This window comes from Variovorax sp. W1I1 (genome assembly GCF_030815625.1).
Lineage (GTDB): Bacteria > Pseudomonadota > Gammaproteobacteria > Burkholderiales > Burkholderiaceae_C > Variovorax > Variovorax paradoxus_C.
The window spans coordinates 5,202,678-5,214,524 of record NZ_JAUSWZ010000001.1 but is presented as its reverse complement, the minus strand read 5'-3'; the positions used below and the strand labels follow the sequence as shown (position 1 = coordinate 5,214,524).

Below are 11,847 nucleotides of genomic sequence, written 5' to 3'. Positions count from 1 at the left end.
CTTACTTGGCTTTGGCGATGAAGTCGATCACTTCCTTCTGCGAGTACTCGACGTTCACCACGCTGCCGACCTCGGTCTTCTTCACCGCATCGTCCAGCGTCTCCTGCGTCACCACGCTGATCGGCAGCTTCATCTCCTTGGGCACCTTGGCGCCCGAAAGGATCTGCTGCGCCACCCAGAACGCGAATGTCGAGGCGCCCGGTGCGATGCTGGCCGACATGGTCTGGTACTTGTTGGCGTCACGCTGTTCCTTCCACCACGCGAGCTCGTCCTGCCGGTTGCCCATGAAGATCACCGGCGTCGGGCGGCCCGCGGCCTTGAAGGCCTGCGCCACGCCGTAGCCGTCGCCGCCTTGCGTAGCGACCGCCGCCACCTGCGGCAGCGTCGAGAGGATGGCCGACACCTCCTTCTGCGCCACGGTCTGCGTCCAGTTGCCGTGCACCGAGCCAACGATCTTGTACTCGGGCCGCTTGGCCACGGCCGCGGTGATGCCCTGGTGGATCTCGTCGTCGACGAACACGCCGGCCAGGCCGCGCACTTCGAGCAGGTTGCCCTTGAGTCCGCGGCTCGCGAAGTAGTCGATCTGCATCGCGCCGAGCTGCTTGAAGTCCACGGCGATGCGATAGGCGCAGGGCTCGGTCACGATGCCGTCGAACGACACCACCACGATGCCCGCGTCGCAGGCCTGCTTGACCGCGCCGTTGAGCGCCGTGGGCGAGGCCGAATTGATCACGATGGCATCGAAGCCCTGCAGGATCATGTTCTGGATCTGCGCGGCCTGTTCGGTGGCCTGGTTCTCCGATGTCGTGAAGCTCGGCGCCTGCGCCACCACGCCCTTGGCGACCGCATCCTTGGTCACCTTGTCCCAGCTCTTGAGCATGGCCTGGCGCCACGAATTACCCGCGAAGTTGTTCGACAGCGCGATCTTCTTGGCCTTGGTGTCGGCCGCATGGGCCGGAAGGTGCAATGCGGCGGCGCCCAGCACGAGCGCGGCGGCCAGTGCGGTGGATGAGAGTCGGATCTTCTTCATGTGTGTTGTCCTTTGATGACTGAAGCCGCTGTCCCGGTTCCAGCTTGTCTCCTGCGGATGCCCGTGGTGCGATGCCGCGCTGGCCAGAGCGCGGCACCCAGGCGGTGTGGGTGTCGGGTTACATGACGGCGCCGACCTGCCAGGGCACGAACTCGTTCTGCCCGTAGCCGTGCTGCTCGCTCTTGGACTGCGCGCCCGACGCGGTGGCCAGCACCAGTTCGAAGATGCGCTGCCCCATCTCCTGGATCGAGGCCGTGCCGTCGACGATCTCGCCGCAGTTGATGTCCATGTCCTCTTCCTGCCGCTGCCACAGCGCCGAGTTGGTCGCGAGCTTGAGCGAGGGCGAGGGCGCGCAGCCGTAGGCCGAGCCGCGGCCGGTCGTGAAGCAGATGAGATTCGCGCCGCCGGCCACCTGGCCCGTTGCGCTCACCGGGTCGTAGCCCGGTGTGTCCATGTAGACGAAGCCGTGCGCTGAGACGGGCTCGGCGTATTCGTACACCGCTTCGAGATTGCTGGTGCCGCCCTTGGCGACCGCACCCAGCGACTTCTCCAGGATGGTGGTGAGCCCGCCCGCCTTGTTGCCGGGCGAGGGGTTGTTGTTCATCTCGCCTTCGTTGATCTCGGTGTAGTGCTCCCACCACTTGATGCGGTCGACCAGTTTCTGTCCCACCTCGCGTCTCACCGCGCGGCGCGTCAGCAGGTGCTCGGCGCCGTAGACCTCGGGCGTTTCGCTCAGGATGGCCGTGCCGCCGTGCGCCACCAGCAGGTCGACCGCGGCGCCGAGCGCCGGGTTCGCGCTGATGCCCGAGTACCCGTCCGAGCCGCCGCACTGCAGCCCGATGGTGATGTGCGCCGCGCTGCACGGTTCGCGTTTGATCGCATTGGCGCGCGGCAGCATTTCGTTGATGAGCGCCACGCCTTTCTCGACCGTCTTGCGCGTGCCGCCGGTGTCCTGGATGTTGAAGGTGCGGAAGTTCTCGCCCTCGGCCAGGTGGCCGGTCGCGAGCCAGGCGTTGATCTGGTTGGCCTCGCAGCCCAGCCCGACCACCAGCACGCCCGCGAAGTTCGGGTGCGTGGCGTAGCCCGTGAGCGTGCGCGACAGCACTTGCATGCCCATGCCCTCGGTGTCCATGCCGCAGCCGGTGCCATGCGTCAGCGCGACGATGCCGTCCACGTTGGGGAATGCTGCGAGCGCCGAAGGGTTGGTCCGGCGCGAGAAATGATCGGCAATGGCGCGAGCGGCCGTGGCCGAGCAGTTCACGCTGGTGAGCACGCCGATGTAGTTGCGCGTGGCCACGCGGCCGTCGGCGCGCTTGATGCCCATGAACGTCGCCTCGCGCTTGGCGGGCGCGGGCTTCACGTCGGCACCGAAGGCGTAGTCGCGTTCGAAATCGCCCTTGTCCGGGCCCATGTCGAGGTTTTGCGTGTGCACGTGCTCGCCGGGCGCGATGGCCTTGCTCGCGAAACCGATGATCTGGTTGTAGCGCCGCACGGGCTCGCCCTGTGCGATGGCGCGCATCGCCACCTTGTGGCCCGGTGGAATGAGGCCGCGCACGGCCACGTTTTCGACGAGCGTGCCGCCCAGGAGTTGCGAGCGCGCGATGACGACGTCGTCGGCGGGATGGAGTCGGATGTAGGGAGTCATGGTCAGAAGAACATCTTGGGCAGCCAGAGCACGAGCTTGGGCATGTAGGTGATGAGGCCCAGGCTCAGCAGGAGCGGCACGAGCCACGGAAGAATCGCCATCGTCGTGCGCTCGAAGCTCAGCCCCGCCACGCGCGCCAGCACGAAGAGCACCATGCCCATGGGCGGGTGCAACAGGCCGATCATGAGGTTGAGCACCATCACGAGGCCGAAGTGGATCGGGTCCACGCCCAGCTGCGTGGCAATGGGCAGCAGGATCGGCACGAGGATGGTGATGGCCGCGGTCGGCTCCAGGAAGCAGCCGACGAAGAGCATCAGCAGATTGGCCAGCAGCAGGAAGACCCATGCCTCCTTGGTGAAGCCCAGCACCCAGGCGGCGATGTCGGTGGTGACGCCGGTGGCCGTCAGCATCCAGCCGAAGATCGATGCCGCCGCCACGATGAAGAGCACCGTGCTCGTGGTCTCGACGGTGTCCAGGCACACCTTGACGAACATCTTCCACGAGAGCGTGCGGTACCACGCGAAGCCCAGGATCATGGCCCACACGCAGGCTGCGATGGCACCTTCGGTGGGCGTGAAGAGGCCGGTGGTCATGCCGCCGATCAGCAGCACCGGCGTCATGATGGGCAGCAGCGCCTCGAAGCTGAAGATCTTGTCGAGCACGAAGAGCGACGCCAGCCCTGCGAACACGGTGAGCTGCGGCGGCGTGCCCAGCTTGACCACCAGCAGCCACAGCAGCAGCGGCCAGCCGATCACCACGGCCAGCTCCATCAACGCCTTGAAGAGCCGGGTGCGCGAGAACTTGACGTCCGCGCCCCACTTGTTCTTGTGCGCGTAGTAGGCCACCGTGAGCATCATCAAAACGGCCAGCAGCGCGCCGGGCAGGAGGCCCGCCAGGAACAGCGCGCCCACCGACACGTTGGCCATCATTCCGTAGATCACGAAGGGGAGGCTCGGCGGAATGATCGGCCCCAGCGTCGCCGACGCGGCCGTCACGCCCACCGCGAACTCGGTCGAGTAGCCGTGCTCCTTCATCGCCTTGATCTCGATGGTGCCAAGGCCCGCGGCATCGGCGATGGCGGTGCCGCTCATGCCCGCGAAGATCACCGAGCCCAGCACGTTCACATGGCCGAGGCCGCCCTTGAGCCAGCCCACCAGCGCGAGCGCGAAGTTGTAGATGCGGGTGGTGATGCCCGCGTTGTTCATCAGGTTGCCGGCCAGGATGAAGAAGGGCACTGCGAGCAGCGGAAAGCTGTCGATGCCGCTCACCATCCGGTGGATCACCACGAAGGGCGGCAGCGTGCTGTCGCTCACCAGGATGTAGACCAGCGAGGCGCCGGCCATGGCGATGGCCACCGGAATGCCGCCGGCCATGAAGAACAGGAAGATGATTTTCAGCATGGGTCTTTTTCTGGGTCGTTGCGGTGCCGGGGTCAGCGGTCGGAGAGCGTCGACTCCGGCTGCTCCAGCACGCTGTAGCCGCGCTTCCAGTGGATGCGCAGCACCTGCAGCGAGCGCCACGCCATCGCGGCGAAGCCGAACACGCACAGTGCGTACACGAAGTTCATCGGCAGGTCGACGAGCGTCATGCGCGTCTGGTTGCCGATCTTCATCATCATCTGCACCGTCATGACCACGGCCGCCACGAAGAAGGCGGTGCGCAGCACGTCCACCACCATCGAGAGCACACGGCCCATGGCGCGCGGCATGTGGCGGTAGAAGAAGTCCACCTGGATCTGGTTGTTCTTCGCCACGCCCACCGCCGCGCCGATGAAGACGACGCCGACGAGCAGGTAGCGCGCCACTTCCTCCGTCCAGGCGGCCGAGTCGTTCATCACGTAGCGCGTGACGAACTGGTAGAAGACCGTGAGGCCCAGCACCCAGAAGACGGCCAGCGAGATCCAGCCTTCGGCGATGGTGTCCGACAGGTCGACCACCTCGTCTTCCGCGTGGAAGTGGCCTTCGTCGTCGATGATTTTCTGAGGTTCGCTCATGGCTAGATCACGCGTTCACTTGATCGCCAGGATGCGGTCGTAGTCCTGCTGGCGGTAGCCTTGGTCCGTCGGCTTGGTGGCTTTCAGCACCGCTTCGCGGAACGCGTTCTTGTCGACTGTGATGACGTTGTTGCCCTTCTTCTTGAACTCCTCGACCAAGCGCACTTCGGAGGCGATGATTTCGCGGCCGGTCTTCTCGGCGGCTTCCTGCATCACGTCGGTGAAGATCTTCTTTTCGTCCGCCGAGAGCTTGGCCCACAACTGCCCCGAGCAGATGGTGAGCAGCGAATCGACGATGTGGCCGGTCAGCGAAATGTTCTTCTGCACTTCGAAGAATTTCTTGGCCTCGATGGTGGGCAGCGGGTTCTCCTGCGCATCGACCGTGTTGTTCTGCAGCGCGAGGTACACCTCGGCGAAGGCGATCGGCGTCGGGTTGGCGCCCAGCGCCTTCGGGAAGGCGAGGTAGGCCGGCGCGTCGGGCACGCGGATCTTCAGGCCCTTCATGTCCTCGGGCTTGCTCACCGGGCGCGCGGCGCTCGATGTCACGTGGCGCGCACCGTAGTAGCTGAGCGCGGTGATGTGGTTGCCGCTCTTGTCGTCGTAGCCCTTGGCGAGCTCGTTGAACACGTCGCTCTTGGCGTACTTCAGCTGGTGCTCGGCATCGCGGAAGATGAACGGAAAGTACGAGATCGCCAGCGGCGTGTAGGTGCGCCCCGCGAAGCTCGCGCCCGACAGGATGATGTCGACCGTGCCGAGCGTCAGGCCCTGGTTGATGTCGGCTTCCTTGCCGAGCGTGGAGGCCGGGAACACCTGGATGTCGTACTTGCCGTTGGTGCGCTTCTTGATCTCCTCGGCGGCCCACACCGAGTACTTGTGGAAGGGCTCCGAGGTCTCGTAGACGTGGGCCCACTTGAGCTTGGTCTGCGCTGAGGCGATGCCCGGAATTCCCACCACACCGGCTGCGAGGGCGCAGGCGGCGAGCGCCTTGAGGGCGGTGCGTTTGCTGTTCTTGCTGTCTCTGATCATGTGGCTTGTCTCCGTTGTAGTAGTTGGCAGAAATGCTGGCGAGAAATCAGGAAGGCTTCGCGCGTCGCCAGCTCGCGCTGAATCGTTGGTGCGACTTGTCCATGTGCGCATGCATCGCAGCACGCGCGCCCTCTGCGTCGCGGGCGGCCACCGCATCGCGGATGGCCTCGTGCTCGACGATGGCCGAGCGCCAGGAAGGCACGTTCTCGAAATAGCCGCCCAGCCGCGTGAAGATAGGGCCCTTGCGCGAGTCCCAGAAGTTCTGCACCGTCTCCACGAGCACCGTGTTGCCACTGGCATTGACGATCGCCAGGTGGAAGGCGCGGTCGCCCTCCAGCGGCATCACGTTGCGGTCGGCCATCTCGCGCATGAGCTCGATGGCACGCGACATCGCATCGACGTCCTTGCGCTTGCCCGCTGCGGCGGCGATGGCGGCCGTTTCGCCCTCGATCACGCGGCGCGCGCGGATCAGTTCCAGCGGGCCCCACTCGGTGGGCGCGACCGGTGCCGGAGCCCGGTGCGAGCGGTCGAGCACGTACACGCCGGAGCCGGTGCGCACCTCGACCCAGCCCTCGACCTCGAGCGCGATCAGCGCCTCGCGCACCGAGGGGCGGCTCACGCCCAGCTGCTTGGCGAGGTCGCGTTCGGCGGAAAGACGGGCGCCCACGGCGAACTCGCCCTTGGCGATCAGCGCGCGGAGCTGGTCGGCGATCTGGCGATAGAGGCGCTGGGGTTCGACGGTCTGAAGGGGCACGAGGGGCGGATGAACGAACGGGGGTTTAAGGGTTGTCCTGAATTGGACAAGTGGTAAGGCCAATTCAGAATACGATGTGTCGCCCGTGTCACCCATCGGGCCAAACCCGAATTGGAGACAGACACCATGCGATTGAAGGGAAAGACCGCGCTCGTCACGGCAGCCGGCCAGGGCATCGGCCACGCCAGCGTGATGGCGCTTGCCGCCGAGGGCGCCCAGGTCTGGGCCACCGACGTCAACGAGAAGCTGCTGGAGCGCTATGCCGGTGTCGCGAACGTCACGGCCGTGAAGCTCGACGTGCTCGACAAGGCCGCCATCGGCGCGCTGTTCGCGAAGCTGCCCGCGCTCGACGTGCTCTTCAACTGCGCGGGCGTGGTGCACAACGGCACCATCGAGCAGGCGAGCGACGACGACCTGGCCTTCGCCTTCTCGCTCAACGTGCGCGCGCAGATGTGGACCATCCAGGCCGTGCTGCCCGGCATGCTGAAGGCCGGCCGCGGCAGCATCATCAACATGGCGAGCGTGTGCTCCAGCATGAAGGGCCTGCCCAACCGGTTCGTCTACGGCACCACCAAGGCTGCGGTGCTCGGCCTCACCAAGAGCGTGGCGGCCGACTACGTGACCAAGGGCATCCGCTGCAACGCCGTGTGCCCGGGCACGGTCGACACGCCATCGCTCGGCGACCGCATCAACGCCAACGCCGATCCCGAGGAAGCCCGCAAGGCCTTCATCGCGCGCCAGCCGATGGGCCGGCTCGCGCAGGCGGAAGAAATTGCGCCGGTGGTCGTGTTCCTCGCGAGCGACGAATCGATCTTCGCCACCGGCCAGTTCTTCACGGTCGACGGCGGCATCACGATATGAATCAGCTCGACTTCACCGGCCGGCACGCGGTCGTCACCGGCGGCGCCACGGGCCTGGGATTCGGCATCGCGCAGCGGCTGGTGGCGTCGGGCGGCAGCGTCACGCTGTGGGACCGCGATGAGGCGGCCGCGAACCAGGCTGCCGAGGCGCTGGGCGACAAGGCCTTCGCGCTGAAGGTCGATGTGTCGCAGCAGCCTTCGGTCGCCAAGGCCGTGGCCGCGACGCTCGCGCATGCGGGGCGCATCGACGCGCTGGTCAACAGCGCCGGCATCACCGGCCCCAACGTCAAGCTGTGGGACTACCCGGTGGACGACTGGCGCCAGGTGATGGAGGTCAACATCAACGGCGTGTTCCTGTGCTGCCGCGAGGTAGTCGGGCAGATGCGCAAGCAGGGCTATGGGCGCATCGTCAACATCGCCTCGGTCGCCGGCAAAGAGGGCAACCCCAACGCCAGCGCCTACAGCGCGAGCAAGGCCGCCGTCATCGGCATCACCAAGTCGCTCGGCAAGGAACTGGCCGACACCGGCATCCGCGTGAATTGCGTGACGCCGGCTGCGGTGAAGACGGCGATCTTCGACCAGATGACGCCCGAGCACATCGCGTTCATGCTGTCGAAAATCCCCATGGGCCGATTCGGCACGGTGGAAGAGGTGGCCGCGATGGTCGGCTGGCTCTGCACCGAAGACTGTTCTTTTTCCACCGGTGCGGTCTTCGACCTCTCCGGTGGCCGCTCCACTTATTGATCATTCAATGCACTGAAAGGAAAGCATGAAACTCGTCCGCTATGGCAACCCCGGCAAGGAGAAGCCCGGCCTCATCGACGCCGACGGCAAGCTGCGCGACCTGAGCGCCGTCGTCAAGGACATCGGTCCCGACCAGCTCGGCGATGCCGCCATCGCCAAGCTGCGCAAGGTGAAGCTCGACAAGCTGCCGCTGGTCAAGGGAAAGCCGCGCTTCGGAAGCCCGGTCGCCAACGTCGGCAAGTTCATCGCCATCGGCCTGAACTACGCGGACCACGCGGCCGAATCGGGCCTGCCGGTGCCCAAGGAGCCCGTGGTCTTCATGAAGGCCACGAGCTGCATCCAGGGTCCGAACGATCCGGTGATGCTGCCCAAGGGCTCGGTCAAGACCGACTGGGAAGTCGAACTCGGCGTGGTCATCGGCACGCAGGCGCGTTATGTCTCGCAGAAGAGCGCGCTCGACTACGTGGCTGGTTACTGCACCATCAACGACGTGAGCGAACGCGAATACCAGATCGAGCGCGGCGGCACATGGGACAAGGGCAAGGGCTGCGACACCTTCGGCCCGCTCGGCCCGTGGCTGGTGACGCGCGACGAAATCGAGAACCCGCAAAAGCTCTCGATGTGGCTCGACCTGAACGGCAAGCGCGTGCAGAACGGCAGCACCAAGACCATGATCTTCACGGTCGCCAAGATCGTGAGCTACGTGAGCCAGTTCATGACGCTGATGCCCGGCGACGTGATCACCACCGGCACGCCGCCCGGCGTCGGCATGGGCATGAAGCCGCCGCTGTTCCTGAAGAAGGGCGACGTGATCACGCTGGGCATCGAAGGCCTGGGCGAACAACGCCAGGAAGTGATTCCCTTCAAGCTCTGATCCCTGCGATCATCCGGCGGATGAAAGCGCCGCCGGACCATCATCGATCGCAGGTGTTCGGCACGCCCTGGGAGGGCGTGCACGGCACCTCGATCGAGAGTGCCCGCCACTACGGCCGGCACTGGCATTCCACCTACGGATTGGGCCTGCTGGAGCACGGCGCGCAGCGCTCGGCCAGCGGCCGCGGCAAGGTCGATGCGTATGCCGGCGACCTGATCGCCACCAACCCCGGTGAAGTGCATGACGGCCAGCCGCTCGGCGGGCCGTCGCGCCGTTGGCGCATGGTGTATTTCGATGTCGACGTGATGGCCGCCATGAACGGCGACATGGCTGGCGATGTGGCGTTGACGCATCCCGTCATTCAGGATGCAAGGCTCGGCGACACGCTGCGCCGCCTGTTCATCCGTCTCGACGATTGGCGCTCTGCTGCAACCGATGCACGCCGCGCCGAATCACTCGCTTGCGAAGAATCGCTGGCCGAAGTCTGCGGCCTGCTGCGCGACAGCCACTCCACCGCCGCACCTTCGCGCGAAGCATCCATCGACGTGCAGCAGGTGCGCGACCGCCTCGCCGATGAACTGCTCGCTCCGCCCACGCTCGCCGAACTCGCGGCGATGACGGGCCTCAGCACCTACCAGGTGCTGCGACGTTTCGAGAAGGCGTATGGCGTGCCGCCGCATGCATGGCTCGTGCTGCAGCGCACCGAACGCGCGCGCCACCTGATTCGCCACGGTACCGATCTCGCAGAAGCCGCCGCGGCAAGCGGCTTCTCCGACCAGAGCCACATGACGCGCATCTTCACGCGCCAGTTCGGCTTCACGCCCGGTGCCTGGCAGCGCGGACTTCGGTTTTAAATGTCCCATTGACAGAACATTGAAACTGCAAAAACATCAAAGGCATGTCGCAAATGCCTTTGCCGAAGTACCACCAGATCTATCTGGTCCTGCGTGAGCAGCTGCACGAGGGGCGTTTTGCGGAAGGCCTGCCCGGCGAACTCGCGCTCATGGCGCAGTTCGGCGTGGCGCGCGTCACGGTGCGGCGCGCGCTCGAACAGCTTTCGTCCGAAGGGCTGATCGCACGCAACCCCGGCCGGCGCACGCGCGCGCTGCAGCCGCCGGCCGCCGGCGAACAGCCGGGCACGAAGAAGCTGGAGCGAGCCAACCTGCGCGGCCTGCTCGAGAACCTCGTCACCATGGGCCTGCACACCTCGGTGAAGGTGATCGAGGTCGCGACCATCACCGCTTCCACGCAGGTGGCCGAGGCGCTGCAACTGCAGCTTGGCGATGCAGTGCAGAAGGCGGTGCGCGTGCGCTCCACCAAGGAAGGCCCGCTCTCGCACATCACCACATACGTGCCCGACACCATCGCGCGCCGCTTCGGCCGCCGCGAGCTCTCCAAGAAGCCGATCCTCGTGCTGCTGGAGGAGTCGGGCGTGAAGGTGGGCCGCGCGCACCAGACGATCTCCGCGCGCCTGGCCGACAACGTGCTTGCGCAGCACCTCGACGTGTCGGTCGGCTCGGCCCTGCTCGCGGTGCGACGCCTCATCTACGACGAAGACGAGCGGCCCGTGCAGTGGCTGCACGGCTTCTACCGACCCGACCGCTACACCTACGAAATGCAGCTCTCCCGCGTGGGCAGCATCGACGCGAAGGTGTGGGTCAGCAAAGACGTGTCAGCCCAGTTCAACTGAAGAGAAAAAGGAAAGCCCACCATGCAGAACCGCCGCAGTTTCGTGTCGCAGTCCGCCGCCCTGGCGACTGCCGTTGCCTTCCCGCTCGTGGCCGGCGCGCAGCCCAAAGCCGTCAAGGTCGGCGTGCTGCATCCGGTCACCGGTGCGCTCGCCTACTCGGGGCAGCAGTGCCGCCTCGGTGCGCTGATGGCCATCGAGGACATCAACGCCGCGGGCGGCATCAAGTCGCTCGGCGGCGCGAAGCTGGAAGCCTTGCTCGGCGATGCGCAGTCGCAGCCGCAGGCCGGCGCTGCCGAGGTCGAGAAGATGAACGAGGCCGGCGTCTCGGCCATCGTGGGGGCGTATGCGTCGGCCATTTGCCTCGCGACCACGCAGGCGGCCGCCAAGTACAACCTGCCGCACGTGGTCGACGTGGGCGTGGCCGACCAGATCGTGGAGCGCGGCCTGAAGAACACCTTCCGCTTCGGCCCCGGCTACAAGAAGTCGACCGAGGTGGCCATGGCCAACCTGCTGGTGCTGAACAAGGCCGCGGGCAACCCGGCCAAGACCGTGATGATCATTCACGAGGAATCGCTCTTCGGCGCCGGCACCGCGCAACTGCTCTCGCGCGAACTGCCGGGCTACGGCTTCGAGGTGAAGGAGGTGGTGAAGCACGCCAACCCCACGCGCGACTTCAACAACATCGTGCTGCGCATGAAGTCGATCAACCCCGACATCGTGATCCCGGCAAACTACTACAACGAGTACGCGCTCCTGGTGCGCACCATGCAGCAGCAGAAGGTGGTGCCCAAGGCGATCTTCTCGGTGCTGGGCGGCGCGGCATCGAGCTACAAGTTCGTGAAGGAATTTCCGGACGCGGCCAACGGCATCATCGACTGCAACCACTGGTTCAACCCCAAGGACAAGCGCGCGCAGGACCTGCGAAAGCGCGTCGAGGCCAAGGGCCAGTTCTTCAGCTACGAGGTCTTCATGACCTACGCCTCGATGTGGCTCCTGGCCGATGCGCTGGAGCGTGCCAAGTCCACCGAGCGTGCGGCCATCATCGATGCGCTGGAGAAGAGCAGCTTCTCGAACCACTTCATGCCCTACGGCCCGACGAAGTTCGTCAACGGCCAGAACGAAGGCGCGCAGCCGCTCATGACGCAGGTGGTGAAGAACGACATCAAGGTCATCATCCCGCGCGACTACCGCGAAGTGGACCCGGTGTTCCCGCTGCGCGCGGCCTGAGGCG

12 protein-coding genes are annotated in these 11,847 nt (G+C 65.8%); 6 read left to right on the top strand and 6 right to left on the bottom strand.

From position 1 onward, the window contains the following. Position 1 precedes the first annotated feature (1 nt). The 6 genes from QFZ83_RS24440 to QFZ83_RS24415 all read right to left on the bottom strand — a co-directional run bounded on the left by QFZ83_RS24440 (position 2) and on the right by QFZ83_RS24415 (position 6,448). Positions 2 to 1,030: an ABC transporter substrate-binding protein gene (locus QFZ83_RS24440; RefSeq protein WP_307510766.1), complete on the bottom strand. Its 1,029-nt coding sequence runs from the start codon at positions 1,028 to 1,030 to the stop codon at positions 2 to 4. 118 nt (positions 1,031 to 1,148) lie between these two features. Then, entirely contained in the window at positions 1,149 to 2,675 is a 1,527-nt protein-coding gene (locus tag QFZ83_RS24435; RefSeq protein WP_013539269.1) for a UxaA family hydrolase, read from the bottom strand. A gap of 2 nt (positions 2,676 to 2,677) precedes the next feature. Then, a complete protein-coding gene (locus QFZ83_RS24430; protein WP_013539270.1) occupies positions 2,678 to 4,075 on the bottom strand; it encodes a TRAP transporter large permease in 1,398 nt (465 codons plus the stop codon). A 32-nt stretch (positions 4,076 to 4,107) separates the two neighbouring features. After that, the gene (locus QFZ83_RS24425; RefSeq protein WP_307510765.1) at positions 4,108 to 4,668 is read right to left on the bottom strand and encodes a TRAP transporter small permease; all 561 of its coding nucleotides are present in this window, start codon (positions 4,666 to 4,668) and stop codon (positions 4,108 to 4,110) included. Between the two features lie 15 nt (positions 4,669 to 4,683). Beyond that, positions 4,684 to 5,694, bottom strand: coding sequence for a sialic acid TRAP transporter substrate-binding protein SiaP (locus QFZ83_RS24420; protein ID WP_307510764.1), 1,011 nt, complete (start codon positions 5,692 to 5,694; stop codon positions 4,684 to 4,686). A gap of 46 nt (positions 5,695 to 5,740) precedes the next feature. Next, the gene (locus QFZ83_RS24415) at positions 5,741 to 6,448 is read right to left on the bottom strand and encodes a FadR/GntR family transcriptional regulator (protein ID WP_013539273.1); all 708 of its coding nucleotides are present in this window, start codon (positions 6,446 to 6,448) and stop codon (positions 5,741 to 5,743) included. 126 nt (positions 6,449 to 6,574) lie between these two features. Here QFZ83_RS24415 and QFZ83_RS24410 point away from each other — a divergent pair, with 126 nt between their 5' ends. From QFZ83_RS24410 to QFZ83_RS24385, 6 genes are read left to right on the top strand one after another with little or no spacing between them, the layout of a single operon-like run. After that, on the top strand, positions 6,575 to 7,309 hold the full coding sequence (locus QFZ83_RS24410) for an SDR family oxidoreductase (protein ID WP_013539274.1): 735 nt from the start codon (positions 6,575 to 6,577) through the stop codon (positions 7,307 to 7,309). Further along, complete coding sequence (locus tag QFZ83_RS24405) at positions 7,306 to 8,052, top strand: SDR family NAD(P)-dependent oxidoreductase (RefSeq protein ID WP_307510762.1); 747 nt, start codon at positions 7,306 to 7,308, stop codon at positions 8,050 to 8,052. The genes QFZ83_RS24410 and QFZ83_RS24405 overlap by 4 nt, the downstream gene beginning before the upstream one ends. 25 nt (positions 8,053 to 8,077) lie before the next feature. After that, positions 8,078 to 8,926: a fumarylacetoacetate hydrolase family protein gene (locus QFZ83_RS24400; protein ID WP_013539276.1), complete on the top strand. Its 849-nt coding sequence runs from the start codon at positions 8,078 to 8,080 to the stop codon at positions 8,924 to 8,926. 20 nt (positions 8,927 to 8,946) lie between these two features. Beyond that, positions 8,947 to 9,780 carry an AraC family transcriptional regulator gene (locus QFZ83_RS24395; RefSeq protein WP_307510760.1) on the top strand — a complete coding sequence of 278 codons (834 nt, stop codon included), beginning with the start codon at positions 8,947 to 8,949 and terminating at the stop codon, positions 9,778 to 9,780. Between the two features lie 53 nt (positions 9,781 to 9,833). Beyond that, positions 9,834 to 10,616 (top strand): GntR family transcriptional regulator, encoded by a 783-nt coding sequence (locus QFZ83_RS24390; protein WP_307510759.1) that lies wholly within the window; start codon positions 9,834 to 9,836, stop codon positions 10,614 to 10,616. Between the two features lie 21 nt (positions 10,617 to 10,637). Beyond that, on the top strand, positions 10,638 to 11,843 hold the full coding sequence (locus QFZ83_RS24385) for an ABC transporter substrate-binding protein (protein ID WP_307510758.1): 1,206 nt from the start codon (positions 10,638 to 10,640) through the stop codon (positions 11,841 to 11,843). Positions 11,844 to 11,847: the final 4 nt, after the last annotated feature.

Bases quoted from the DNA above. Each gene is read 5' to 3' on its own strand.
- QFZ83_RS24440 (WP_307510766.1), bottom strand. From the start codon at position 1,030: ATGAAGAAGATCCGACTCTCATCCACCGCACTGGCCGCCGCGCTCGTG.
- QFZ83_RS24435 (WP_013539269.1), bottom strand. From the start codon at position 2,675: ATGACTCCCTACATCCGACTCCATCCCGCCGACGACGTCGTCATCGCG.
- QFZ83_RS24430 (WP_013539270.1), bottom strand. From the start codon at position 4,075: ATGCTGAAAATCATCTTCCTGTTCTTCATGGCCGGCGGCATTCCGGTG.
- QFZ83_RS24425 (WP_307510765.1), bottom strand. From the start codon at position 4,668: ATGAGCGAACCTCAGAAAATCATCGACGACGAAGGCCACTTCCACGCG.
- QFZ83_RS24420 (WP_307510764.1), bottom strand. From the start codon at position 5,694: ATGATCAGAGACAGCAAGAACAGCAAACGCACCGCCCTCAAGGCGCTC.
- QFZ83_RS24410 (WP_013539274.1), top strand. From the start codon at position 6,575: ATGCGATTGAAGGGAAAGACCGCGCTCGTCACGGCAGCCGGCCAGGGC.
- QFZ83_RS24405 (WP_307510762.1), top strand. From the start codon at position 7,306: ATGAATCAGCTCGACTTCACCGGCCGGCACGCGGTCGTCACCGGCGGC.
- QFZ83_RS24400 (WP_013539276.1), top strand. From the start codon at position 8,078: ATGAAACTCGTCCGCTATGGCAACCCCGGCAAGGAGAAGCCCGGCCTC.
- QFZ83_RS24395 (WP_307510760.1), top strand. From the start codon at position 8,947: ATGAAAGCGCCGCCGGACCATCATCGATCGCAGGTGTTCGGCACGCCC.
- QFZ83_RS24390 (WP_307510759.1), top strand. From the start codon at position 9,834: ATGCCTTTGCCGAAGTACCACCAGATCTATCTGGTCCTGCGTGAGCAG.
- QFZ83_RS24385 (WP_307510758.1), top strand. From the start codon at position 10,638: ATGCAGAACCGCCGCAGTTTCGTGTCGCAGTCCGCCGCCCTGGCGACT.